This window comes from Pseudomonas sp. GL-RE-26 (genome assembly GCF_019956275.1).
Taxonomy (GTDB): Bacteria; Pseudomonadota; Gammaproteobacteria; order Pseudomonadales; family Pseudomonadaceae; genus Aquipseudomonas; species Aquipseudomonas grandcourensis.
The window spans coordinates 74869-100344 of the sequence record NZ_JAHBDI010000044.1; the positions used below are offsets into that span (position 1 = coordinate 74869).

A 25476-nucleotide genomic window follows, 5' to 3' on the forward strand; every position below is an offset into this window, starting at 1 on the left:
TTTGCGGGGCTTGGCTTAAGGGCCAGACCCAATACCTGTGGGAGCGAGCCTGCTCGCGATGAGGCCGTCACATTCAACCATTATGTTGACAGTGACATTGCTATCGCGAGCAGGCTCGCTCCCACATTTACAGCTTTCGGAGTTCTCCATGACGGCCCACGCCGACCTTTCGCCGACCCTCCAACTCGCCATCGACCTGATCCGCCGTCCGTCCGTGACGCCGATCGACGCCGATTGCCAGAAGCAGATGATGCAGCGCCTGGGCGATGCCGGTTTCACCCTGGAACCGATGCGCATCGAGGATGTGGATAACTTCTGGGCCACCCACGGCCAGGAAGACGGTCCGGTGCTGTGCTTCGCCGGCCACACCGACGTGGTCCCGACCGGCCCGGTGGCGGCCTGGCAGATCGAACCGTTCAACGCGCTGATCGACGAACACGGCATGCTCTGCGGCCGTGGCGCCGCCGACATGAAAGGCAGCCTCGCCGCCATGACCGTCGCCTCCGAGCGTTTTGTCGCCGACTACCCGAATCACAAGGGCAAAGTCGCCTTCCTGATCACCAGCGACGAAGAAGGCCCGGCGCACCACGGCACCAAGGCAGTGGTTGAACGCCTCGCCGCGCGCAAGGAGCGTCTGGACTGGTGCATCGTCGGCGAACCGTCGAGCACCACCCTGGTCGGTGACGTGGTCAAGAACGGCCGTCGCGGCTCCCTCGGCGCCAAGCTGACCGTACGCGGCATTCAAGGTCACGTGGCTTACCCGCACCTGGCGAAGAACCCGATCCACCTCGCTGCCCCGGCCCTGGCCGAACTGGCCGCCGAGCACTGGGACCACGGTAACGATTTCTTCCCGCCGACCAGTTTCCAGATCTCCAACGTCAATTCCGGCACCGGTGCGACCAACGTGATCCCGGGTGACCTGGTGGCGGTGTTCAACTTCCGCTTCTCCACCGAATCGACGGTCGAAGGTCTGCAAAAGCGCGTCGCCGACATCCTCGACAAGCACGGCCTGGACTGGCACATCGACTGGGCGCTGTCCGGCCTGCCGTTCCTCACCGAACCGGGCGCGCTGCTCGATGCGGTGTCGGCGAGCATCAAGGACATCACCGGTCGCGAAACAAAAGCGTCCACCAGCGGTGGTACCTCCGATGGCCGCTTCATCGCGACCATGGGTACCCAAGTGGTTGAACTGGGCCCGGTCAACGCGACCATCCACCAGGTCAACGAACGCGTGCTGGCCGCCGATCTCGACGTGCTGACCGAGATCTACTACCAGACCCTGATCAAGTTGCTCGCCTGATGCTTGCGTGCCCGATCTGCAGTGAGCCGCTGAACGCGGTGGACAACGGCGTGGCCTGCCCCGCCGGGCATCGTTTCGACCGTGCGCGCCAGGGTTACTTGAACCTGTTGCCGGTGCAGCACAAGAACAGCCGCGACCCTGGGGATAACCAGGCAATGGTCGAAGCCCGCCGCGACTTCCTGAACGCCGGGCACTACGCCCCGGTGGCCAAGCGTCTGGCGGAGCTGGCGGCCGGCTACGCACCACAGCACTGGCTGGACATCGGTTGTGGTGAGGGTTACTACACCGCGCAAATCGCCGAGGCCCTGCCAGATGCCGAAGGTTATGCCCTGGACATCTCCCGCGAAGCGGTCAAACGCGCCTGCAAACGCAACCCGCAGCTCACCTGGTTGATCGCCAGCATGGCGCGGGTGCCGTTGGCCTCCGGCAGTTGCCAGTTCCTGGCCAGTGTCTTCAGCCCGCTGGATTGGGAAGAAGCCAAACGCCTGCTCAGTGTTGGCGGCGGCCTGATGAAAGTCGGGCCGACCAGCGGCCACCTGATGGAATTGCGTGAGCGGCTGTACGACGAAGTCCGCGAGTACATTGACGACAAGCATCTGGACCTGGTGCCGGAAGGCATGGCACTGGCGCACAGCGAGACGCTGACGTTCAAGCTGACGCTGGACAAGCCGCAGGACCGCGCCAACCTGCTTGCGATGACGCCCCACGGCTGGCGTGCCAGTGCCGAGCGTCGTGCGGCGGTGATCGAGCAGACCGAGCCGTTCGAGACCACCGTGTCAATGCGCTACGATTATTTCGTTCTTCAATAACCTTTTGGTTTCGGGCGAGTGCCCGAGACCGGCTAAATCCGCGAATGGATTTTTCAGACCCGCAGTGAGGACATCCATGCGCCAACCCGATATCGAGATTTACCTGAAAGACGCCGACGTCGACCACAAGGCCATTTCCGCTTGGCTCGGCGCGGCATTGGGCCCGTGCACGGATTGGGTCCAGAAGGGCCAGACCTACAAGTGCAAGGCCGGCAACGTGCCGGTGACCTGGCTGCCAAAAGCCGTCGGCAAGTGGAACAGCCTGTACCTGGAAAGCGACCAGACCCCGTGGGACGACGACATCGCCTGCGCCCGCGCCGCGTTTGCCGCTCTGAACGTGGAAGTGCGTTGCGCACCGGGCACCTGGGTCGAGGAAGAAGGTGAAGAGACGGCGGACCGCTGGATTCGCATCAGCGCCGATGGTGAAGAAGAGATCACCTGGAAAACCGCGTAAAAGCCTACACACCGAACCTGTGGGAGCGAGCTTGCTCGCGATGAGGCCCTTTCAGTCAACTTCCATGTTGAATGTCAGTCCGCTATCGCGAGCAAGCTCGCTCCTACAGTGTTTTTGGGTGTTCTGAAGATTTGGTTTACAGACCTACAACATCCTCAGCCTGCAACCCCTTTTGCCCTTCCACCACCGCGTATTCAACCTGCTGGCCTTCGGTCAGCGAACGGTGGCCTTCACCGCGAATCGCGCGGTAGTGCACGAACACGTCCACCCCGTCCTCGCGCTGAATGAAGCCGTAGCCCTTGGCGTCGTTGAACCACTTCACATTACCGGTTTCGCGTGTTGCCATTTGTTCATACTCCCTTTTTATTATTGGTCGGGCTTTTCGCAGGAAAGCCTCGGGAACGTCAGCCTGCGCATACCGGTCCCATGAGGGCAACGGCGACAGAGCACCGAGTATATGACAGACGTTAAAACTCTCAACAGGAGTTTACTTCGCCGCTTTTTTGCCGATTTTAAGCGAATCCGGCACACTATCGGCCGCCCAAGCAATTGCTTGGTTTTATTCACTCACGCAGAAGCCGTATGACCCGCTCCCCGTTCCGCCGTCTTGTGTTTGGCACCCTGCGCCGACTGTTGTACCTCTGGGTTCGCTCCGAGACGATCAACCAGTCGTCGTTCACCCTCAACCTCGACCGCAGTCGTCCGGTGTTCTACGTCCTGCAAAACCCTTCGCTGACCGACCTCGCCGTGGTCGACACCGAGTGCAGCAAGGCTGGCCTGCCACGCCCGGTGCTGCCGGTATCGGTGGGCAACCTGCTGGAACCTGCCGCGTTCTTCTACCTGACGCCGGACCCGGACTGGCTCGGCCGCCAGGACAAGCGCGGTGCACCGCCGACACTGACCCGCCTGGTCAGCGCCCTGAGCCAGAACGCCGCCGAAGACGCACAGATCATTCCGGTCAGCGTGTTCTGGGGCCAATCGCCGGACAGCGAAAACAGCCCATGGAAACTCCTGTTCGCCGACAGCTGGGCCGTTACCGGGCGCCTGCGTCGCTTGCTGAGCATCATTGTGCTGGGACGCAAGACCCGCGTGCAGTTCTCCGCGCCGATCCACCTGCGCGAACTGATCGAGCACGACAAGGGTCACGAGCGCACCGTGCGCATGGCCCAGCGCATCCTGCGGGTGCACTTTCGCAACCTGAAGGCCGCAGTGATCGGCCCGGACATTTCCCACCGCCGCAACCTGGTCAAGGGCCTGCTCAACCAGCCACAGGTCAAACAAGCAATCCTCGACGAAGCCGAGCGCGAGAACATCTCGCCGGAGAAAGCCAAAGCCCAGGCGCTGCGCTACGGCAACGAAATCGCCTCGGACTACACCTACACTGCGATCCGTTTTATGGAAGTGGTGCTGAGCTGGTTCTGGAACAAGATCTACGACGGCATCAAGGTCAACCACATCGAAGGCGTGCAGAAGGTCGCCCAGGGTCACGAAGTGATCTACGTACCGTGCCACCGCAGCCACATCGACTATCTGCTGCTGTCCTATCTACTGTTTCGCAACGGCCTGACCCCGCCGCACGTTGCCGCAGGCATCAACCTGAACATGCCGGTGATCGGCGGCCTGCTGCGTCGCGGCGGTGCCTTCTTCATGCGCCGCACGTTCAAGGGCAACCCGCTCTACACCTCGGTGTTCAACGAATACCTGCATACCCTGTTCACCAAGGGCTTTCCGGTGGAGTACTTCGTCGAAGGCGGCCGCTCACGCACCGGGCGCATGCTGCAACCGAAGACCGGGATGCTGGCGATCACCCTGCGCAGCTTCCTGCGTTCGTCGCGCATGCCGATCGTGTTCGTGCCGGTATACATCGGCTACGAGCGCGTATTGGAAGGTCGAACCTATCTTGGCGAGTTGCGTGGTGCGGCCAAGAAAAAAGAGTCGATCTTCGATATTTTCAAAGTGATTGGTGCGCTCAAGCAGCGCTTTGGCCAGGTGGCGGTGAACTTCGGCGAGCCGATCAAGCTGGCGGAATTCCTCGACGGCGAACAGCCGGACTGGCGCCAACAGGAACTCGGTCCGCAGTTCAGACCGGCCTGGCTCAACGAAACCACCAACCGTCTTGGCGAAAAAGTCGCCCGGCATCTGAACGAAGCGGCGGCGATCAACCCGGTCAACCTGGTGGCACTGGCGCTGCTGTCGACCACCCGCCTGGCGCTGGATGACCGGGCCATGGCGCGGGTGCTGGACCTGTACCTGGCGCTGCTGCGCAAGGTCCCGTACTCGCCGCACACCACCTTGCCGGAAGGCGATGGCCGGGCGCTGATCGAGCATGTGAAAGACATGGACCTGCTGTCCGAGCAGAGCGATGCGTTGGGCAAGATTCTCTATCTGGACGAACAGAACGCCGTCCTGATGACCTACTACCGCAACAACGTGCTGCACATCTTCGCGCTGCCGGCGTTGCTCGCGAGCTTCTTCCAGAGCACCTCGCGCATGAGCCGCGAACAGATCCTGCGCTACACCCGCGCGCTGTACCCGTACCTGCAAGCGGAACTGTTCATTCGCTGGTCGCTGGACGAACTGGATGCGGTGATCGATCAGTGGCTGGAGGCGTTCGTCGAGCAAGGCCTGCTGCGTTTCGAGAATGACCTGTACCTGCGCCCGGCGCCGAGCTCGCGGCATTTCGTGCTGCTGACCCTGCTGTCGAAAAGCATCGCCCAGACGTTGCAGCGCTTCTACATGACCGTGTCCCTGCTGCTCAACAGTGGCCAGAACAGCATCAGCGCCGAAGAACTGGAGGACTTGTGCACGGTCATGGCCCAGCGCCTGTCGATCCTGCATGGCCTGAACGCCCCGGAATTCTTCGACAAGAGCCTGTTCCGCCACTTCATCCAGACGATGCTCGACCTCGACGTGCTCAAGCGCGATGAAGCGGGCAAGCTGAGCTATCACGAACTGCTCGGTGAACTGGCCGAAGGCGCGGCCAAACGTGTCTTGCCGGCGGAGATTCGTTTGTCGATTCGTCAGGTGGCGTTGCATCGCAGTGAAGATGCCGCCGACCAACCCACTCCACCGGTCGAAACCGTCTAGATTGATCAGGGCGCCAGTCGGTTCTGGCGCCCTCGATACGGAGATCTTTCAATGAAAAAACTGCCCCTGATCGTAGCCGCCTTGCTGTTGACTGCCTGCCAGCATCCGACACCGGCGCCCAAGGCCTCCCTCGATGGAGAAGTCTTCTACCTGCAACGCATCGCCCTGCCACCGACGGCGGTCCTGAGCATCAGCCTGCAGGACATTTCACTCGCCGATGCCCCGGCGAAGGTCATCGACGAACAACGCGGCCAGGTCAAAGGCCAGGTGCCTCTGGCCTTCCACCTCAGCTACGACCCGCTGAAGGTAGAGCCCAACCACCGATACTCGGTGAGCGCGCGCATCGAAGTCGATGGCAAACTGATGTTCATCACCACCGAGAATCATGCCGTGCGCCTGGACGGCTCCGATCCACAACCACTGAAGGTCCGTGTCGATCCGGCCCGCTAAGTGTCTTTTTCGAAAAAGGAAGTTGTTATGCTCCGCCCTACCCTTCGCTTTGCCGGCCTGTGTGCAGGTTTGATGATCTCCGCCAGCGCCCTGGCGCTGTCCCTCAGTGACCTGTCGCAGAAAGACGCCACTGGCGGACTCAAGGACGCGCTGACCCAAGGCGCGCAACTGGCCGTGAAACAACTTGGCACCCCGGGGGGGGTTCAGCAACAACCCCGATGTGAAAATCGAACTGCCCGGCAAACTGGGCAAGGTCGCGAGCAAAATGAAACAGTTCGGCATGGGTGACCAGGTCGATGAACTGGAAGCCAGCATGAACAAAGCGGCGGAAACTGCCGTGACCCAGGCCCAGCCCATCCTTGTCGATGCCGTGAAGAAAATGACCGTGGAAGATGCCAAGGGCATCCTCAGCGGCGGCAACGACTCGGCCACCCAATACCTGAACAAGACCAGCCGCGAACAGATCCGCGCCAAGTTCCTGCCCATCGTCAAGCAGGCCACCGACAAGGTTGGCCTGGCCCAACAGTACAACTCGTTCGCCGGGCAAGCGGCGACCATGGGCGTAGTAGATGCGAAAAATGCCAACGTCGAAAACTACGTCACCGAGCAGGCGCTGAATGGCTTGTTCGAGATGATCGGCAAACAGGAAGAAACCATCCGCCAGAACCCGGCGGCTGCGGCGACCAGTTTGGCGAAGAAGGTGTTTGGTACGCTCTAAGCCGCGACACAAAACCTGTGGGAGCAGACTTGCTCCCACAAAGGTTCAAGCCGCTGATACGGGTCTTAGAAAGAACACCCACTCGCACCCCATCTTGCGCTTCTCGAACAACTTCAACGCGACCAGCCCATTTAGCGTGGCTGACGCCGTGTTGTAGGAACAACCCAGATTCTCCTTCACGTTGACCACCGTGAACTCCTTGGCCATCCCGCTTCTGGCCACTTGAAACAACGCCCGCTGTTTCTCGGTGAGTTGGTCGAGAAAACCACTTTCACGTAGCCAGCAATCAAATTGCTGCGCATCGTCCAGACTTTTCCGATACGTCCCGGTAAAACTGCCCACAGCCCGCAATACCACCGAACACTGGAAATCGATGAAGTAGGTCAGATCCAGGTCATCGGCCTCGGTATTCAAATACGACCGCCCGTACTTCAACGGCGCATTGCGCAACAAAACACTGATGGCGATGTAGCGAAACGCCGAGTAGTCATTTTTGAACATGAACCAGTAAAACAACGCGCGCGCTACCCGACCGTTGCCGTCGCGAAATGGATGCTCGTAACCCAGGACAAAATGCAGCGCGATGGCTTTGATCAGTGGATGAAGATAGTCCGCTTGATGAGGGTTGTTGTGGGGTTGATTGATCCACTTCGCCAGCACCTGCAAACGTGACACGAGCCCTGTTGCAGGCGGCGGCGAATGCACGGTGTTGCCCTCGCCATCCTGGACGACGACGTCATCGTTGGTCCTGAACGCTCCAGGCGAGTACTGCGAATCGTCGATGCCCTCGACGCCAACCCGATGCATGGCTGCAATCAGCTCAATGCTCAGTGGCTCGTAACGCTGCTCCCAGGCGAAATTCATCATCTTGAAGTTACCGATGACCATTCGCTCATCCGGTGTGCGCGGCGAGCGATGGCGCTTAAGCATGTCCTTGGCCACCCGCGTCGTGGTGGCCGCACCTTCGAGCTGGCTACTGCTGATAGCCTCGTCTTCGATCAGATCATTGAGCAAATAGCTGAAATGAGCACGCTCGCCGATCTGGCCGGTCATGTATTCCAGCACTGCGGTTGTCGCCTGACGATCCACTACGGAAATGGCTTTTTGCGCCTGCGGCGTCAGCATGAATTTCAGCCAGCACGCCGGTTCACCCAATGGCAAAAGGTTCGAATACTGTGCAGTCCGCGCTTTCTTGACCAAGGCCCAGCACAGCTTCGAATCCAGCCCAGGCGCCCAGCGGTAGCGCAATGAATCGAACGGCAGGTAACGCCCCTGATCGTCCAGAGGCTTGAGCAAAGCGAGGTATTGCGAAAGACGTTCCTTGTGAGGCGATCGCAACAGCCGATCAAACACCGGATCGGACCGGCCCCTCAAAGTGGGTGGATTTTTCATGGTGCTGTCTCAAACATGCGTGAAACCGGGCACTGAGTACAACACCTGAGCTTTTTAGCCTCAATATCAGACGGGTCCGAGATAGATGTAGGAACAATGAATGCCCGCTGGTTGGTACAGGTTCTTGCAGTCACGGTTGCTGAAATGGCAACGACGGTTTTGACTGATAAGCCGCCATCGCGAGCAGGCTCGCTCCCACATTTTGAATTGAGCACGGTCAGGAAAATCAGGCCGGCCGGTAGGCCGCCATCGCAGGCAAGCCAGCTCCCACAGGTGCTGAGTACATCTGCAAGGAATTGGTCGGCTGTCAGGCCGCCATCGCGAGCAAGCTCGCTCCCACAGAAGAGCAAAGGCAGGTCGGCGTACACCCACGCTCCACACCACTCATCAGGCCGAGCGTTAGCTCGCCTGCAGCTTTTGATCTTGATCCACCCGCCCCCTCGGAAGGCTGAGTGGAGGTGTTCATCCGGGGATTGGCGCGCAGCGCCGTTCGACGCAGTCGAACTCATTGCATGTAGGTCGAAGCGAAGCCGACCGGAGGGCAATGCCCCCGGATGAATACCGCAGCGAAGGAACGCCGAGCCTAAGCGAGGGGCCGTACGTAAGGGGCGAGACCTTTGGTTCCTTTGGGGCGTTTGCCAAAGGGACTCGCCGTAAGGGCGAAACCATAAGCCGCCGTTACCGCAGAAACGGATATGTACTCAATCAAAAAAGCAGCCTGGTCGGCCCGAAGGCCGCCAAGGTCAAACCCTCAAACCGACTCTTTGCGAACCCGAAACCAGGCAGCATAAAGGGCAGGCAAAAACAGCAGCGTCAACGCCGTAGCCACAATCAACCCCCCCATGATCGCCACCGCCATCGGCCCGAAAAACACACTGCGCGACAACGGAATCATCGCCAACACCGCCGCCAGCGCCGTCAACACAATCGGCCGGAACCGCCGCACCGTCGCCTCGATGATCGCCTGCCAGGGCTTGAGTCCCGCCGCGATATCCTGCTCGATCTGATCCACCAGAATCACCGAGTTACGCATGATCATCCCGGACAAGGCGATGGTCCCCAGCATGGCCACAAAACCGAACGGCTGACGGAACACCAACAGAAACAGCGTCACCCCGATCAACCCCAGCGGCGCGGTCAGGAACACCATCGCCGTGCGCGAAAAACTTCGCAGCTGCAGCATCAGCAAGGTCAACACCACCACGATGAACAACGGCACGCCGGCCTTCACCGAGTTCTGTCCGCGCGCCGAGTCTTCCACCGTGCCACCGACATCCAGCAAGTAGCCATCCGGCAATTCAGCGCGGATCGGATCGAGGGTGGGCATGATCTGCTGCACCAGCGTCGCCGGTTGTTCCTTGCCGTAGATGTCGGCGCGAACGGTCACGTTGGGCAGGCGATTGCGATGCCAGATGATGCCCTCCTCGAAACCGTATTCCAGGGTCGCGATCTGCGACAGCGCGACACTGCGACCGTTATCGGTCGGGACCGCCAGGCTCGGCAGCAATGACAGCTCGGTGCGCTCATGCAAGGTGCCGCGCAACAGGATCTCGATCAACTCGTTGTCTTCACGGTACTGGCTGACGCTGGAACCGGTCAGGGAGCTTTGCAGGAACCTCGACAGGTTTGCCGTGCTCACACCCAGCGCCCGCGCACGGTCCTGATCGATGTTCAGGTACACCACCTTGCTCGGCTCTTCCCAATCCAGGTGGACGTTGACCACATGCGGGTTCTCGCGAACCTTGGCCGCGACTTTACGCGCCAGTGCCCGCACTTCCTCGATGTGCTCCCCGGTCACGCGGAACTGCACCGGATAGCCAACTGGCGGGCCGTTTTCCAGGCGCGTGACCCGAGAGCGCAGAGCCGGGAATTGCTCGTTGAGGGTTGAGATCAACCAGATGCGCAGGGTTTCCCGTTCTTCGATGGTTTTCGCCAGAACGACAAACTGGGCGAAGCTCGCCGCCGGCAGTTGCTGATCGAGCGGCAGGTAGAAACGCGGCGAACCTGTGCCGACGTAGGCCACGTAATTGTCGATCCCGGCCTTGTCCTTGAGCAGCGCTTCAAGGCGCTTGACCTCGTCGGCGGTGTTGCTCAGCGAAGCACCTTCGGCCAGTTTTAGGTCGACCATCAATTCCAGGCGACCCGATGCCGGAAAGAACTGTTGCGGCACAAAACGGAACAGCACGATGGAGCCGATGAACAACAGCACGGTCGCCAGGATCACGGTTTTGCGCCAGCGCACGCACCATTCCACCAGACGCCGGACGCGCTGATAAAACGGCGTGCCATACGGATCGGGCTGGCCGGCACCATGCTTGGCTGCGTGAATCTTCGCCAGGTCCGGCAGGAGTTTTTCCCCAAGGTACGGCACGAAGACCACCGCGGCCACCCACGACGCCAACAGCGCGATAGTGACCACCTCGAAGATCGAACGGGTGTATTCGCCAGTGCCCGACTGCGCCGTGGCAATCGGCAGGAAGCCGGCCGCGGTGATCAGCGTACCGGTGAGCATCGGGAACGCGGTACTGGTCCAGGCATAGCTCGCCGCTTTGACCCGGTCGAAGCCCTGCTCCATTTTGATCGCCATCATTTCCACGGCGATGATCGCGTCGTCCACCAGCAAACCCAGGGCCAGTACCAGCGCGCCGAGGGAGATCTTGTGCAGGCCGATACCGAGGTAATACATGCAGGCGAACGTCATCGCCAGCACCAGCGGAATCGCCAGGGCCACCACCATGCCGGTGCGCACGCCGAGGGAGAAGAAGCTCACCAGTAACACAATGGCCAGCGCCTCGACCAACACTTGCACGAACTCGCCAACACCGGTTTTCACCGCCGCCGGTTGGTCGGAGACTTTGCGCAGCTCCATGCCGGCCGGGAGGTTTTTCTGGATGCGGGCGAACTCGATTTCCAGTGCCTTGCCCAGCACCAGGATGTCACCGCCGTCCTTCATCGCCACCGCAAGGCCGATGGCGTCTTGCGCCATGAAGCGCATGCGCGGCGCCGGTGGATCGTTGAAACCACGGCGCACGTCGGCCACGTCGGAGATGCGGAAGGTGCGATCACCGACGCGGATCGGGAAATTCTTGATCTCGTCGACCGTCTGAAAATTCCCCGTCACCCGTAGCTGCAATCGTTCGCTGCTGGTTTCGAAGAATCCTGCCGTGGACACCGCGTTCTGTTCTTCAAGGGCTTGCTGGACCGCCGCCAGCGGCAAGCCGAGGGTGGCGAGCTTGACGTTGGAGAGTTCGATCCAGACTTTCTCGTCCTGCAACCCCAGCAATTCGACCTTGCCCACATCCTTGACCCGTTGCAGCTGGATCTGGATGCGGTCGGCGTAATCCTTGAGCACGGCGTAGTCGAAACCCGCGCCGGTCAGGGCGTAGATATTGCCGAACGTGGTACCGAATTCATCGTTGAAGAACGGCCCCTGGATCCCCGGAGGCAAGGTATGACGGATGTCGCTGATCTTCTTGCGCACCTGATACCAGAGCTCCGGGATCTCCACCGAGTGCATGGAGTCGCGCGCAATGAAGGTCACCTGGGATTCGCCGGGACGGGAGAACGACACGATGCGTTCGTATTCGCCGGTTTCCATCAGTTTCTTTTCGATGCGTTCGGTGACCTGGCGCGAGACTTCCTCGGCGGTCGCCCCCGGCCAGTTGGTGCGAATCACCATGGCCTTGAAGGTGAACGGCGGGTCCTCACTCTGGCCGAGCTTGGTGTAGGAAAGTGCGCCGACGATGGCCAGCAACAGCATCAGGAACAGGACGATCTGGCGATTACGCAGCGCCCATTCGGAAACGTTGAAGCGCATCGGGGCTTACTCCTTGTCCGCCAGATTGACCACGCGATTGGAGCGATCCACCGGGCGCACCTGCTGCCCTTCGAGAAGCACATGGACACCGGCGGCCACCACCCAGTCGCTGGCGTTAAGCCCTTCAAGCACCGGTACGGTTTTTTCGCCAAAGGCACCGATTCGCACCGGGGTTTTCTTCAAGGTGTTGTTGGCACTGACGACCCAGACATAGGTCACGCCGTTTTCCGCCGTCAGCGCAGACAGCGGAACGGATAGCGGAACCACGTCGGCGGCCTGCACGAACACTCGGGCGCTCTGGCCCAGTTCAACAGGAACCTTGCCGGAACTGAAGGCAATGCGGGCCGCGAAGGTGCGAGATTTTGGATCAGCCGACGGCGACAGTTCACGGATACGCCCTTCGAATCGCTGATCGGGCTGGGTCCAGAGTTCCACCGACACCGGTTCACCGACCTTGAAGCGACCGAAGTTCTGCTCCGGCAGGCTGATCAAGACTTCACGCTCGCCATCGGTTGCCAGTGTGAACACCGTTTGCCCGGCAGCCACGACTTGCCCGACTTCCACCAGACGCTTGGCCACGACGCCGTCCTGTGGCGCACGCAGTACGGCATAGCTGGCCTGGTTATTAGAAACGTTGAATTCGGCTTTGATCTGCTTGAGCCGCGCTTCGCCTGAGCGGTAGAGGTTTTCGGCGTTGTCGTATTGCGAACGACTGACCAGTTGGCGCTCCATCAGGGTCTTGTAGCGATCACGCTCGGAACGCACCAGGTTCAGATTGGCTTCAGCGGCTGCGACCTGGGCCCGGGTGGCCTCCAGTTGCAGGCGCACGTCCTGGGGATCGAGCTCCGCCAAGGCTTGATCAGCCTTGACCCGCTGCCCTTCCTCGACCAGTCGTCGGCTGACTTTGCCGCCGATACGGAACGCCAGGTCCGGCTCATACCGCGCGCGAACTTCACCGGGATAGCTTTCCATGGCCTGCGCCGAAGGCTCTGGCTGGACCACCATGGCCGGGCGCACGCTGACCTGCGGCGCCTCTTCATGACCACACGCAGACAATAAAAAAGCCAGGGTGACTGGCAACGCGAGGGGCAAGGCATAGCGGAACATGGTGAAGGACCTTTCGCTAATGGTGCTTTGAATAATTATACTGAGCAGTATGTTATTAATAGCAAACTCACCAGTCCAGTAATAAAAACGAATATGCCAAACAATCTTTCAGCACCCAATGGCCCAGGCAGACCCAAGGACCTGGTCAAGCGCCAGGCAATTCTCGATGCGGCGAAAGCGCTGTTTTTGAGTAAGGGGTATGCCAATACCAGCATGGATGCCGTCGCGGCCGAGGCCGGTGTGTCGAAGCTGACGGTCTATAGCCACTTCAACGACAAGGAAACGCTGTTCTCCGCCGCGGTGATGGCCAAGTGCGAGGAGCAGTTGCCACCGCTGTTCTTTGAACTGCCGGAAGGCGTGGCCGTGGAAACCGTGCTGCTGAACATCGCGCGCGGTTTTCATCACCTGATCAACAGTGATGAATCGGTGAACCTGCACCGCTTGATGATGACCCTGGGCAGCCAGGACCCGAAACTCTCGCAGATCTTCTTCGAGGCCGGGCCGGAGCGCATGCTGCACGGCATGGAGCGCTTGCTGAGCAAGATCGATGAAAGTGGCGTGCTAAGCATCGACAAGCCGCACAACGCGGCCGAGCACTTCTTCTGCCTGCTCAAGGGTGCGGGTAATTTCCGCTTGCTGTACGGCTGCGGCGAGCCGCCGGTTGGCGAAGAGGCAGAGAGCCATGTGCGGGAAGTGGTGGGGTTGTTTATGCGGGCTTATCGGCCTGAGCAGATCTGATGGATTTGCAGTATCGGGGCTTAAGCTATCGCGAGCAGGCTCGCTCCTACACTGGCTCTATGCAACACCATAGATCCCTGTAGGAGCGAGCCTGCTCGCGATGGGAGCAACTCGGTCTTACGGCTTGAGCGCCTTCTTCGGATAGATGTCATACCGACTGGACTTGCCATCCAGCGCATGACTCGGCTTAGGCCCCTCAATGCACGGTGCTTTGCGCGGACGCTTGACCACCACCCGGTGGCTGGCCAGGGCCAACGCGGCCTCAAGCAGTGCCGGCGCATCCGGGTCATCGCCCACCAGCGGCCGGAACAGGCGCATTTCCTTCTTCACCAGCGCGGTTTTCTCACGATGCGGAAACATCGGATCGAGGTAGATCACCTGGGGCGGTTCGCCCTCCCAGTTGCGCATGACCTCAATCGAATTGCCCTTGAGCAAGCGCATGCGCGCCACGATCGGCGCCACGTCGAAATCTTCCGCGCCACGGGCCAGGCCGTCTTCCAGCAAGGCACCAATCAGCGGCTGACGCTCGATCAGGCTCATCTCGCAACCGAGGCTGGCCAGCACAAACGCGTCCTTGCCCAGCCCTGCCGTGGCGTCCAGCACCCGCGGGCGCACGCCTTGGGCGACGCCGACAGCCTTGGCAATCATCTGCCCGCTGCCACCACCATACAACCGGCGATGGGCCGCACCGCCCTCGACGAAGTCCACCCGCACCGGCCCCGGTGCATCCGGCCCCAGTTGTTGCAACTGCAAACCCTGGTCGCCCACCTGCAAGGCAAATTCGCCGTCCTCCACTTGCATTGGCAAGCCCAGGCGCTCGGCCCATTGCTCGGCTTGTGGCTCGAAAGCCGCGTCGAGGGCCTGGACATGGATGCGGCAGGCCGCAGGTTGATCAATCATCGGAAAACACGCTCAAAAAATTAATGATCGGCAAAAACTGCCGATAACAAAACTATCGAGCATTTTGCCAGAGCTGAGCGTCGACCGAGAGAAATGTCAGACATTCAACCCACATTCACAGGTTTTATCTCGCCCTACGGCGACTACAACCTGCGAAACACCCAGACACTGAGCGGCGTCAGCCACATCTGGCAGGATTTCTTTGCCCGAGCGCTGGCCGAACAGTCGGGTGAAGTGCTGCCTGAATCGCTGAATTTTCCACCGGTCGATCTCGAAAGCCCGGTTGAACCCACGGTCGGCAGCGACCTGCTGGCGCACATCGTGTCCCAGCGTGAATGCGACGTGAAGGACAACGAAATCCGCCCGCCCGAGCCGCTATTCCTGCCAATTGCCGAATTCGAAATGGACCTGGCCGACAAGCCGTTCCCACCATTCCCGGCGGACGAAATCGTCGCCCAGCAAAAACAGCAGGACTTCGAAAGCGGTTGGGTTCGCCCGATCGTATTGAACGCCGGTCAGCCGGTGCCAGAAGCTGGCCCTGCCCCGCAACCGCGTTCGCTGCACCTGCCCATCGCCGAGTTCGAACTCGACCTGCTCGACAAGCCGTTCCCGCCGTTCTCGCCGCAAGAACGGGTGGAGCAGCAGAAACAACTCGATTTCGACAATGGCTGGGCGCGCCCGATCATCTTGCAGAACCTGCGCATCGCCGCTTGACCCTCCGCCGCGCCCTCTTCCCTCAGCCTTTGAAAAACTGATTGGCCTTCTGATACGGCATCGACCGGGACGTGAAACCGAACGTGCCTGACGTCTGGATTTCTTCGGCAGCGCGGAAGAATTCGCCATAGGCCGCCAATGCCAGCGCCGAACCGACGCTGATGCGTTTAACGCCCATCTCACCCAACTGCGCGACCGTCAGCTTCAAGCCGCCCGACATCAACACATTCACCGGTTTTGGCGCCACGGCACGCACCACCGCCAGCACATCCTCGGCGCTACGCAGGCCCGGCGCGTAGAGCACATCGGCACCGGCCTCGGCGAATGCCTGCAAACGGCGGATGGTGTCGGCCAGATCGGGATTGCCGTGCAGGAAGTTTTCCGCCCGGGCAGTCAACGTAAAGTGGAACGGCAGACTGCGAGCGGCAGCCACAGCGGCTTCGATGCGCGCCACAGCGTGTTCGAAACAATAGATCGGGCCTTCTTCGCGGCCGGTGGCATCTTCGATCGAACCACCGACCGCGCCGACCTCTGCCGCGCGCAAGATACTTTTGGCGCAATCGGCCGGGTTGTCGGCAAAACCGTTTTCCAGGTCGACGGCAACCGGCAGGTCGGTGGCGGCGACAATGGCTTGAACGTTCATCAGGGTGTCGTCGAGGGTCAATCCGCCATCGGCACGGCCCTGGGAAAAGGCATAACCGGCGCTGGTGGTCGCCAGCGCCTCAAAGCCGAGGCTAGCGAGCATTTTCGCTGAACCGGCATCCCACGGATTGGGAATCACAAAAGCCCCGGGGCGGTCGTGAAGGGCTTTGAACGCCTGGGCTCGAAGGGTTTGCGCATCCATTGGGCAGGCTCCTGAAGAGGGGAAAGAATCCGCCTCAGAGCAGGCCAAGTTGCTCGGCGACGGGTTCTCTGTATAGCTCAGGCAGCGCCGGCAAGCCAGGCAAACGCAGCATCAGCCGGGCATGAAAACGCTGCGCCAGCTTCGCCGCCAGCAGGTTGTCCGCCGTGTGCAGGAAGATATACGGCGTTCGGCCTTCTTCGATCCATAGCGCGATTTTCTCGACCCATGGCTCCAGGAACGTATCGTTGGCTTCAAGCGTCGGGTGGCCGATAAAACGCACCTGCGGGAATTGCGTGAACGCCGCAGGGCGCGGCGGCACCCGGGGTTTCTTCGATTGGGCGTGGAGCACCGAGGGCTCGGTCGAGGTGCAACTGAACAGCGCACGGGGGTCGAGACAGATGCGTTCGACACCGCGATCCAGCAGCAAACGGTTGAGCATTCGCTCGCTATCGCCCTTGGCGAAAAACTCGTCATGCCGCACCTCCACAGCCAGCGGTCGCTGCAGGGCATCAATAAATCCAGCCAGCTCAGGCAAACGTTGGGGTGTGAAGCTTTTCGACAGCTGCAACCACAGTGGCGACACCCGCTCACCCAGCGGGCGGAGCAATTGCACGAAGGTTTCGGCTGCGGTCAGTTGCTCGCGCAGATCGCCTCCGTGGCTGATCTCGCCGGGAAACTTGGCGGTGAAGCGAAAGTGCTCGGGCATGGTCTCGGCCCAACGCTGCACGGTGCTGGCAGCCGGGCTCGCGTAGAAGGTCGTGTTGCCTTCCACGGCATTGAAAACCCGGGAATAGAGATCAAGAAAATCGGCGGGTCTGGCGTCCGGCGGATACAGGTAGTCGCGCCAGGCGTTTTCGCTCCAGGACGGACAACCGAGGTAATACGGCAGCAACATCAGATGTACAGGTCGAGACCCAGCACATCCGCTTCCCAATCGACGAAACCGGCGGTGCTCAGGTAGCTGGCCAGGGCTGTCGCCACGCTTTTGCTCATGGCACGGTGGTAAATCATGTCTTGCTGACGGGCGGGGAGATTGCTCAGTTTTTGCGCAGAGGCTTTGGCGGCGCGGGCAGCCAGTTGCTCTTCAGTCGGGAACTCCAGCTCGCCTTCGATATCAATGGCGTCGTCTTCCACCACACGGCCTTTGCGAGGCTTGCGCTTGATGGGGTAGGACTGAGAGGAAAGGCCGTCTATACGCATACATGCATACTCGGAATCAGTGATGGCAGTTTAGTGGCGCAAAACCCACTTCGCAAACCGCCGAGTGATAACTAGAACACATAAAAGGCAAAAGGTTTAAAAGCTGGGGTTAGAAACTGATGATTGGCTGTATCTGGAATGCTTACTGTGGCGAGGGGGCTTGCCCCCGTTGCACTGCGAAGCAGTGCCAAAACAATAGAATCCGATTCGCCTGTTACACCGCATCAGTTGATCTGCGACTGCTGCGCAGCCGAACGGGGGCAAGCCCCCTCGCCACAAAGCTCCCTTGCCACAGAATTGCGCGTATCAACGCGCTTTAGGCGTCGCCACCTTGTCACGCAGATAAACCGGCTGCGCCTCATCGGCCACGATCCCCTCGCCGCGTTCCCAGGCAAACCGCGCCAAAGTCAGCAAGTCTTGCGCATGGGGCAACATGCCCGCGTCCTGCCCGCTCAGGCTGACGTCAATACGCTCGGCATAACCCCAACCGGTGCCGGCGCCGAACCATTCGCCGCTGGCATCGACCGGCAACCCAGCGGACTCCGGCGGCAGAACCGCTTCGGCACCCACCAGGCGCATCTCCCCGGCCGTTTCGCGGTAGCAACCCCAATACACTTCATCCATGCGCGCATCGATGGCGGCGGCGACCTGAGTGGCGCCGTGTTCGCGCAGCGCACGTTGCGCCAGCACGGCCAGGTTCGACACCGGCAGCACCGGGCGCTCCAGGGCAAACGCCAGGCCTTGCACCACGCCGATGGCAATGCGCACGCCGGTGAAGGCGCCCGGGCCACGGCCGAACGCGATGGCATCGACCGCTTGCAGCGTGGTGCCCGCATCGGCCAGCAATTGCTTGATCATCGGCAACAGCTTCTGTGCGTGCAGGCGCGGGATCACCTCGTAATGGCTCGTGACCTTGCCGTCATGCAGCAAGGCAACGGAGCAAGCTTCAGTCGCGGTGTCCAGGGCCAGCAAGGTGCTCATCGATGTATCCACAAGAGAGATCAGAAAAAAGTGCGTCAGTATAAACAACTACGGCCCGCAAGCGGGCCGTGGATGATGCAGCGGATCAGACTTTTCAGCTCAGGGCTGCAAGCACCTTGGCGGTGATCGCTTCAACCGAACCGACGCCTTCGATGTGGCTGTACTTCGGCTTGCCATTGGCAGCCGACAGCTTCTGGTAGAAGTCCACCAGCGGCTTGGTCTGGGAGTGGTAGACCGACAGGCGATGACGCACGGTTTCTTCAGTGTCGTCCTTGCGCTGTACCAGCTCTTCACCGGTGACGTCGTCTATGCCAGCCACTTTCGGCGGGTTGTAGACGATGTGGTACACGCGGCCGCTGGCCTCGTGAACACGGCGACCGGCGATACGCTGGACGATTTCTTCGTCTTCAACGGCGATTTCAACCACGGCATCCAGTTCGACGCCTGCAGTCACCAGGGCTTCAGCCTGGGGAATGGTGCGCGGGAAACCGTCGAACAGGAAACCGTTGGCGCAGTCGGACTGGGCGATGCGGTCCTTGACCAGTGCGATGATCAGGTCGTCGGACACCAGGCCGCCGGCATCCATGATGCTCTTGGCCTTGATGCCCAGCTCGGTGCCGGCCTTGACCGCTGCACGCAACATGTCGCCGGTGGAGATTTGCGGAATGCCGAATTTTTCGGTGATGAACTTAGCCTGAGTACCTTTACCGGCCCCGGGAGCTCCCAGCAGAATGACGCGCATCGATGTGCTCCTCAATTTTTTATATGGATAACGTCAGATTCGCCTCGTGGGGCCAATCTCAAAAATAGGGTCGTGACCGCCCAAACGGTCAAAGGCTGATCAAGATACACAGCAGGCTGCGCCCACACAAGACGCCAAAAGTCGGAGAAACCGCTGCCTCTTGCGACCATTGCGCGCAGTTTCCCAAGTCGCAACCCCATCATTAACTGTCGCCTGACAGCACTTTTGCACCCGTCAAACGGCGGCATCCGGCTCACCTGCCGGATGCCTGATCCCACGGCAAAAACCTTAGCCGGTGTTACGCAAACCGGCGGCAATCCCCGCCACAGACACCAGCAAGGCCTGTTCTACCGGGCTGCCCTGCGCCACGTCCTGCACTCTTGAACGGGCCAGCAACTCGGCCTGCAATAGATGAAGCGGGTCGAGGTAGGTGTTGCGCAAGCGGATGAACTCAAGGGTCGCTGGGCTATGTGCCAGCAGCTGCGACTGCCCGGTCAGGCCCAGAACGATGGTGCACGCCTGCGACAATAGGTCGCGTAAGTGCGCACCCAATGGCAACAGTTTCGGCTCCACCAGACGCTCATCGTAGGACTGTGCAATGTCGGCATCGGCCTTGGCCAGGACCATTTCCAGCATATCGATGCGGGTGCGGAAGAACGGCCACTGCTCGCGCATTTGCCCCAGCAGCTCACCTTCGCCACGTTCCAGTGCCTTGCTCAGGGCCGCCTCCCAACCCAGCCAGGCCGGCAGCATCAGGCGCGTCTGGGTCCAGCCGAAGATCCATGGAATCGCCCGCAGGCTTTCGATCCCCCCGGCCCGGCGCTTGGCCGGACGACTGCCCAGCGGCAAACGACCGAGTTCCTGCTCCGGCGTGGACTGGCGGAAATACTCCACGAACTGCGGGTTTTCCCGCACCACGGCGCGGTAGGCACTGACACCGTCTGCGGCCAGCTCGTCCATCAAATGGCGCCACTCGGGTGTAGGTGGCGGCGGAGGCAGCAAGGTCGCCTCCAGCACGGCGGCCAGGTACAGATTGAGGTTTTGCTCGGCGATGTCCGGCAGACCGAACTTGAATCGAATCATTTCGCCCTGTTCGGTAGTGCGGAAACGCCCCGCCACCGAACCCGGTGGCTGCGACAGGATCGCCGCGTGGGCCGGGCCACCGCCTCGCCCCACGGTGCCACCACGACCATGGAACAACAGCAGTTCGACGTCGTGCGAACGGCAGATATCCACCAGCCGCTCCTGCGCCCGGTACTGCGCCCAGGCCGCCGCGGTGGTGCCGGCGTCCTTGGCCGAATCCGAGTAGCCGATCATCACTTCCTGCGGCCCTTGCAGGCGCGCGCGATAGCCCGGCAACAGCAGCAGCTTCTCGATCACCGGCCCCGCGTTGTCGAGGTCGGCCAGGGTTTCGAACAGCGGTACCACGCGCATCGGCCGCAACACGCCGGACTCTTTGAGCAGCAATTGCACGGCGAGTACATCGGAAGCCGCACCGGCCATGGAAATCACATAGGAACCGAGGGATGCCGACGGCGCAGCGGCAATTTCCCGGCAGGTCGCCAGCACCTCGGCGGTGTCGGCGGAAGGTTTGAAGTACGTCGGCAACAAGGGCCGACGATTGCTCAATTCGCGCATCAGGAAGGCGATGCGCTCTTCCTCGCTCCAGTCCTCGTAGCGACCCAGGCCGAGGTAGTCGGTGATTTCGGTCATCGCGGCGGTGTGCCGCGACGAGTCCTGGCGTACATCCAGACGAACCAGGAACAGACCGAATGTCACTGCCCGGCGCAGGCAATCGAGCAACGGCCCGTCGGCGATCACGCCCATGCCGCACTCGTGCAAGGAGCGGTAGCAAAGCTCCAGTGGATCGAGCAGTTCGCGGTTGTCTTGCAGTACATCGATCGGTGCCGGTGTTGGTGTCGACAACGCAGCGTGTGCCCAGTTACGCGTTGCCCGCAAGCGATCGCGCAGCTGCTTGAGCACTGCCCGGTACGGTTCGGCGCTGTCTCCCGCCTTGGCCTTCAATTCATCGCTGGCCTGCTGCATCGACAGCTCGGCGGCCAGGCGATCGACATCGCGCAGGTACAAATCGGCCGCCATCCAGCGCGCCAACAGTAAAACTTCTCGGGTCACCACCGCCGTCACGTTCGGGTTGCCGTCGCGGTCGCCGCCCATCCACGAGGCAAAGCGAATCGGTGCAGCCTCCAGTGGCAGGCGCAGGCCGGTGGCAGCGTGCAGGGCCTGATCGGCCTTGCGCAGATAATTGGGAATGGCCTGCCACAGCGAATGCTCGATCACCGCGAACCCCCACTTGGCTTCGTCCACCGGCGTAGGGCGCGTGCGGCGGATTTCCTCGGTATGCCAGGCTTCGGCGATCAGGCGTTGCAAGGTGGTCTTGATCTGCTCGCGCTCGGCACTGGTCAGGTCACGGTGATCCTGAGCCGCCAGTTGCGCGGCGATGGCGTCGTACTTCTGGATCAGTGTGCGGCGTGCAACTTCGGTCGGGTGCGCGGTCAGTACCAACTCGATTTCCAGCCGGCCAAGTTGCCGGGCCAGCGCGTCGGCGCCATGCCCTTCGGCGCGCAGGCGCGCGAGCAACTCCGGCAGCACCCGGGCTTCGAACGGCGCCTCCCGGGATTCCTCGCGGCGGTGAATCAACTGATATTGCTCGGCGATGTTGGCCAGGTTGAGGAACTGGTTGAACGCCCGCGCCACCGGCAGCAACTCGTCTTCGCTCAGCTGGTTGAGGCTGGCGCTGAGTTCGGCGTCCATGGAGCCGCGTCGGTCAGCCTTGGCGCCCTTGCGGATCTGCTCGATCTTGTCGAGAAAACCGTCGCCATATTGCTCACGAATGGTGTTGCCCAACAGCTCACCCAACAGGTGAACGTCCTCGCGCAAGCGTGCATCAATATCGGTCATCAGCAGGTCTCCAGCAAAAAATCCGGGCGGCTAAGAAACAAGAGAGTGCCGCCCCAGACAGGTTCTTACAAGCAAGACGACGAAGGGCCTGTAAACCCTGCCTGTTGAGGCTAGTCTGAACGGTAAGCCGTACAACGGTTGTCACCGGCCAGTGCCGGACACTCACTCTGCCTGCCACGAGCGGGAGCGCAATGAGGTCAATATGAAAATCCGCGAGCTTGCCCACCACTGGGAAGAAAACGCCAAGGGTCGCCTGACCGACACCGGCTACTCGATTCATCTGGACGTGGAGTCTGCCGCACGGCTGGCTGCGCTCGTCGAGATGTACCCCAAGCGGCATCCCGAAGAACTGCTCGGCGATCTGATCGGCGCCGCACTGGAAGAACTGGAAAGAAGCTTCCCGTACGTCAAAGGCACGACCGTGGTCGCCACCGATGAAGAAGGCGATCCGCTGTACGAAGACATCGGGCCGACCCCGCGCTTTCTGGCGCTGTCCCGTCGGCATTTGCACGATTTGTCGGTGCCGGACGACAAACAGAAACACTGATTTCCACAGAACCTGTGGGAGCGGGCTTGCTCCGGGCGGCGTTCCGACGAAAGCGGTGTATCAGTCAACATTATTGTTGAATGTTAAACCTCATTCGCGAGCAAGCCCGCTCCCACATTGGATCGTTGTTGTTAGTTAGAACCGGGTTACTGCTCCAGCTTCTGCGGCGTCTCCTGCCCCATGCAGCGCACGGCTTTTTTCTTGCTGTCGACCAACACGCCGGTCAGACCTTTTTGTTCCATGTCGAACAGCACCAGCACGCCATCGATGCACTGCGCCACTTGGGCGGCCGGTTCCAGTGAGACTTTGTAGTCTTCACCCGGCACGGTCTTGAGCATGGTGAATTCGTTGAGCAGCAACGCATCCTCAGGCTTGGCGAAGTGCAGGTAGCCGTACCACCACAGGGCACCGACGGTGCCGAGGATGCTGCAGATACCGGTGATGATCAGCGGGATGGCGTTACGTTCTTCACTCATTGCGGACTCTCTGGTGGTTCATCTTCTGAATTCGGGGGTGCCGGGTAGTTGGGGATTTCACCCAGGCGGCGCAGGCCGTTGAAATGCTGCGGATCATCGAGATAACGCAGCATGACCTTGCGCCAGACCGGGTCGGCGAACGTCTGCACATGACCGCCACGGGTCAGTTGCAGCACCCGTGGCGGCGGCGCAGCTTGATACAGTCGGATGCCGTTGGAAAGAGGCACGATCGGATCGTCGATGCTGTGGTAGAGCAGTTTCGGCACATCTTTAAGCTGCGCCATGGAGTTGATCGCGCTGTCGCCGTCCGGCACCAGCCACGACAACGGCACCTGGAACGGCCAGGTCATCCACGAATTGCTCAGGGCAAACTGACCGATGCTTCGGTAACTGGCGGGCACACCGTCGAGGACAATAGCCTTCAGTTGTTTCTGCCGTTCCGGGTGCTGAACCAGATAATGCACGGCCATCGAGCCACCGAGGCTCTGGCCGAGCAGGATCAGCGGCTTGCCTTTGACCTCCGGCGCCTGGTCGAGCCATTTGTAGGCCGCGTCGATGTCCTGATAGATCGCCGGCAGGCTTGGCTCGCCTTCGGACAGGCCATAACCGCGATAGTCCACAAGCAACACCTGGTAACCATTTTTCGGCAACCAAAAGCTCCCGCCGAGGTGCATGGGCAGATTTCCGCCGTTGCCGTGCAGGTGCAACACCGTGCCTTTGACCTCGACACCCTGCTTCGCCGGCAGCCACCAGGCATTCAGCTTGAGGCCATCGGCGGTGATCAGGGTGACGGTGCGGTATTCGAGCCCGGCCTTTTCCGGGGTGAACAACTGGCCGGGTTCGGGGTAGAACAACAGTGAGCTGCAACCGCTCAAGACCAGGAGAAGGCAGAAGATGCCGAGGATTCTCATCCGTTGAAACCTCGCGAAAAATGGCATTGGAATGCGTCTCCCTGTAGGAGCTGGCTTGCCAGGCCCTACAGGGAATATCACCAGGATTACAGGATGTTGGAGTAATCCGCCTCGATCCGGTCCAGGCTCAGGTGGTTGAGGAAGTTGGAGAAGCACATCCACGCCGACAACGCGTTCATGTCGCGGAACTGTTCCGGCAGGTACTTGGGCGGCACTACCAGGCCTTCGTCCACCAACTGGCGCAAGGTACGCATGTCTTCCAGGGTGGTCTTGCCGCAGAACAACAGCGGTATCTGCTCCAGCTTGCCTTTGCGCACAGCCAGCTGAATGTAGTTGTAAATCATGATGAAGCCCTTGAGGTAGGACAAGTCTTTGGTAAATGGCAGACCTGTCGGCACCGAGCCGCGGAAAACGCGACTGGCGTTGCTGTAGCTCTCGGGCATTTCGAAGCCTTGCTCACGGAAGAACTCGAACACCTGCAGGAAGTCGGCGCCCTCCTCCACCATGTGAATGGCGCGGGTGCGGTTGGTGAGTTTGCGCAGGCGGCTCGGGTACGAGGCGAAGGTGATGATTTCCATCAGGATCGCCAGGCCTTCCTGGGTCACCGTCGACGAGGGCGGGCCCTTGGCGAGGAAGGTGCAGATCGGCTGGTTCAGGCCGTTGAGCGTGGTGCCGACATGCACCAGCCCTTCATGAACTTCCAGTGCCCGCACGTCGCGGTCGTTGAACATCGCGTCGGCGCGGATCTTGATGTAGTCGGCACCCGCCGCCGCATCGGCGACGATGCCGTCGGACTCGAACACCCGGATGGTTTCCTCGGCCTCGCCGAACACCTTGTTCAAGCGGTGTTGCAGCAGATTGACGGCATCTTTGGCGGTCAATGTCTTCGGCTCATCCTTGAGGTCGCCACGGCCGTCGATGTTGTTCAGGTATTCGGACAACATCATGCCCAGGTCGGACAGCGTCGGGTCACCGGCGTGGAACGCGTCGGACGCGGCGCCATACAACTCCTGGGAAATCAGGCCGAAATCCTCGGTGCCGCGCGCTTCGAGCATGCGCACCACCATGCGGTATTCCTTGCACATGCGGCGCATGATCTGGCCGACCGGGTTGAACTGGCCGAGCTGGCGGGTGATGTCGCGCTCGATGTTCTGAAACTCCAGCTTCACTTTGCTGGAGTCGAACGCCAGCGGCCGGTTGAGATAGTAGTCGCGATCCACCGCCGGCATTTCCTTGCCCTTGGCCTTGAGGAAACCCTTACGAATGTTGTCGTCCCACTTGACCGCATCGAGGACACGGATCGGTGTCTGCGCCAGCACGATGCGATCGGACAAAATGCGTATCGACTGTTGGTAATCGTCCACCCGAAA

Annotated in this window: 22 protein-coding genes and 1 pseudogene; 9 read left to right on the forward strand and 14 right to left on the reverse strand. The window is 60.8% G+C overall.

What is annotated here, in order from left to right:
• Positions 1 to 148: 148 nt before the first annotated feature.
• The 3 genes from dapE (at position 149) to KGB07_RS22515 (ending at position 2563) form a co-directional block, all read left to right on the forward strand.
• Positions 149 to 1300: a succinyl-diaminopimelate desuccinylase gene (gene dapE, locus KGB07_RS22505; RefSeq protein ID WP_046041102.1), complete on the forward strand. Its 1152-nt coding sequence runs from the start codon at positions 149 to 151 to the stop codon at positions 1298 to 1300.
• Entirely contained in the window at positions 1300 to 2109 is an 810-nt protein-coding gene (locus KGB07_RS22510; RefSeq protein WP_046041101.1) for a putative RNA methyltransferase, read from the forward strand. The genes dapE and KGB07_RS22510 overlap by 1 nt, the downstream gene beginning before the upstream one ends.
• Positions 2110 to 2185: 76 nt before the next feature.
• Positions 2186 to 2563, forward strand: a complete 378-nt coding sequence (locus tag KGB07_RS22515) for a hypothetical protein (protein WP_046041100.1) — start codon at positions 2186 to 2188, stop codon at positions 2561 to 2563.
• Positions 2564 to 2699: 136 nt separating this feature from the next.
• On the opposite strand, the gene KGB07_RS22520 is transcribed toward KGB07_RS22515, so the two are convergent.
• Complete coding sequence (locus KGB07_RS22520) at positions 2700 to 2909, reverse strand: cold shock domain-containing protein (protein WP_007954750.1); 210 nt, start codon at positions 2907 to 2909, stop codon at positions 2700 to 2702.
• 236 nt (positions 2910 to 3145) lie between these two features.
• Between KGB07_RS22520 and plsB the strand changes: the two genes are divergently transcribed.
• The 3 genes and pseudogenes from plsB (at position 3146) to KGB07_RS22535 (ending at position 6818) form a co-directional block, all read left to right on the forward strand.
• Positions 3146 to 5650 carry a glycerol-3-phosphate 1-O-acyltransferase PlsB gene (gene plsB / locus KGB07_RS22525; protein WP_046041098.1) on the forward strand — a complete coding sequence of 835 codons (2505 nt, stop codon included), beginning with the start codon at positions 3146 to 3148 and terminating at the stop codon, positions 5648 to 5650.
• Positions 5651 to 5701: 51 nt separating this feature from the next.
• Complete coding sequence (locus tag KGB07_RS22530) at positions 5702 to 6100, forward strand: YbaY family lipoprotein (protein WP_046041096.1); 399 nt, start codon at positions 5702 to 5704, stop codon at positions 6098 to 6100.
• 27 nt (positions 6101 to 6127) lie between these two features.
• A pseudogene (locus KGB07_RS22535) lies at positions 6128 to 6818 on the forward strand (DUF4197 domain-containing protein).
• Between the two features lie 45 nt (positions 6819 to 6863).
• Here the strand turns inward: KGB07_RS22535 and KGB07_RS22540 are convergent.
• The 3 genes from KGB07_RS22540 to KGB07_RS22550 all read right to left on the reverse strand — a co-directional run bounded on the left by KGB07_RS22540 (position 6864) and on the right by KGB07_RS22550 (position 13134).
• The gene (locus tag KGB07_RS22540; RefSeq protein ID WP_046041095.1) at positions 6864 to 8210 is read right to left on the reverse strand and encodes a Fic family protein; all 1347 of its coding nucleotides are present in this window, start codon (positions 8208 to 8210) and stop codon (positions 6864 to 6866) included.
• A gap of 751 nt (positions 8211 to 8961) precedes the next feature.
• Positions 8962 to 12027 (reverse strand): efflux RND transporter permease subunit, encoded by a 3066-nt coding sequence (locus KGB07_RS22545; RefSeq protein WP_046041094.1) that lies wholly within the window; start codon positions 12025 to 12027, stop codon positions 8962 to 8964.
• 6 nt (positions 12028 to 12033) lie between these two features.
• A complete protein-coding gene (locus KGB07_RS22550; RefSeq protein WP_046041093.1) occupies positions 12034 to 13134 on the reverse strand; it encodes an efflux RND transporter periplasmic adaptor subunit in 1101 nt (366 codons plus the stop codon).
• A gap of 93 nt (positions 13135 to 13227) precedes the next feature.
• On the opposite strand from KGB07_RS22550, the gene KGB07_RS22555 reads away from it, so the two are divergent.
• Entirely contained in the window at positions 13228 to 13872 is a 645-nt protein-coding gene (locus tag KGB07_RS22555) for a TetR/AcrR family transcriptional regulator (RefSeq protein ID WP_046041091.1), read from the forward strand.
• 117 nt (positions 13873 to 13989) lie between these two features.
• On the opposite strand, the gene KGB07_RS22560 is transcribed toward KGB07_RS22555, so the two are convergent.
• Positions 13990 to 14772, reverse strand: a complete 783-nt coding sequence (locus KGB07_RS22560) for a class I SAM-dependent methyltransferase (protein WP_046041089.1) — start codon at positions 14770 to 14772, stop codon at positions 13990 to 13992.
• Positions 14773 to 14865: 93 nt separating this feature from the next.
• Here KGB07_RS22560 and KGB07_RS22565 point away from each other — a divergent pair, with 93 nt between their 5' ends.
• A complete protein-coding gene (locus KGB07_RS22565; protein WP_046041087.1) occupies positions 14866 to 15486 on the forward strand; it encodes a hypothetical protein in 621 nt (206 codons plus the stop codon).
• 22 nt (positions 15487 to 15508) lie between these two features.
• On the opposite strand, the gene KGB07_RS22570 is transcribed toward KGB07_RS22565, so the two are convergent.
• From KGB07_RS22570 to ppc, 6 genes are all read right to left on the reverse strand, one after another.
• Positions 15509 to 16330: an isocitrate lyase/phosphoenolpyruvate mutase family protein gene (locus tag KGB07_RS22570; protein ID WP_046041086.1), complete on the reverse strand. Its 822-nt coding sequence runs from the start codon at positions 16328 to 16330 to the stop codon at positions 15509 to 15511.
• Positions 16331 to 16364: 34 nt separating this feature from the next.
• A complete protein-coding gene (locus KGB07_RS22575; RefSeq protein ID WP_046041084.1) occupies positions 16365 to 17225 on the reverse strand; it encodes a DUF72 domain-containing protein in 861 nt (286 codons plus the stop codon).
• The gene (locus KGB07_RS22580) at positions 17225 to 17530 is read right to left on the reverse strand and encodes a hypothetical protein (RefSeq protein ID WP_046041083.1); all 306 of its coding nucleotides are present in this window, start codon (positions 17528 to 17530) and stop codon (positions 17225 to 17227) included. The genes KGB07_RS22575 and KGB07_RS22580 overlap by 1 nt, the downstream gene beginning before the upstream one ends.
• 306 nt (positions 17531 to 17836) lie before the next feature.
• Positions 17837 to 18511: a tRNA (adenosine(37)-N6)-threonylcarbamoyltransferase complex dimerization subunit type 1 TsaB gene (gene tsaB / locus KGB07_RS22585; protein WP_223466574.1), complete on the reverse strand. Its 675-nt coding sequence runs from the start codon at positions 18509 to 18511 to the stop codon at positions 17837 to 17839.
• Between the two features lie 94 nt (positions 18512 to 18605).
• On the reverse strand, positions 18606 to 19253 hold the full coding sequence (gene adk, locus KGB07_RS22590; RefSeq protein WP_046041080.1) for an adenylate kinase: 648 nt from the start codon (positions 19251 to 19253) through the stop codon (positions 18606 to 18608).
• 288 nt (positions 19254 to 19541) lie between these two features.
• Entirely contained in the window at positions 19542 to 22172 is a 2631-nt protein-coding gene (gene ppc, locus KGB07_RS22595; protein ID WP_223466576.1) for a phosphoenolpyruvate carboxylase, read from the reverse strand.
• Between the two features lie 202 nt (positions 22173 to 22374).
• Here ppc and KGB07_RS22600 point away from each other — a divergent pair, with 202 nt between their 5' ends.
• On the forward strand, positions 22375 to 22719 hold the full coding sequence (locus KGB07_RS22600; protein ID WP_008051389.1) for a hypothetical protein: 345 nt from the start codon (positions 22375 to 22377) through the stop codon (positions 22717 to 22719).
• Between the two features lie 146 nt (positions 22720 to 22865).
• Here the strand turns inward: KGB07_RS22600 and KGB07_RS22605 are convergent, their stop codons facing one another.
• The 3 genes from KGB07_RS22605 to KGB07_RS22615 form a co-directional block, all read right to left on the reverse strand.
• The gene (locus tag KGB07_RS22605; protein WP_046041078.1) at positions 22866 to 23195 is read right to left on the reverse strand and encodes a hypothetical protein; all 330 of its coding nucleotides are present in this window, start codon (positions 23193 to 23195) and stop codon (positions 22866 to 22868) included.
• Positions 23192 to 24106, reverse strand: a complete 915-nt coding sequence (locus KGB07_RS22610) for an alpha/beta hydrolase (protein ID WP_046041077.1) — start codon at positions 24104 to 24106, stop codon at positions 23192 to 23194. Before KGB07_RS22610 ends, KGB07_RS22605 begins: the two co-directional genes overlap by 4 nt.
• 86 nt (positions 24107 to 24192) lie before the next feature.
• On the reverse strand, positions 24193 to 25470 hold the full coding sequence (locus KGB07_RS22615; RefSeq protein WP_223466581.1) for a flavohemoglobin expression-modulating QEGLA motif protein: 1278 nt from the start codon (positions 25468 to 25470) through the stop codon (positions 24193 to 24195).
• Between the last annotated feature and the right edge of the window lie 6 nt (positions 25471 to 25476).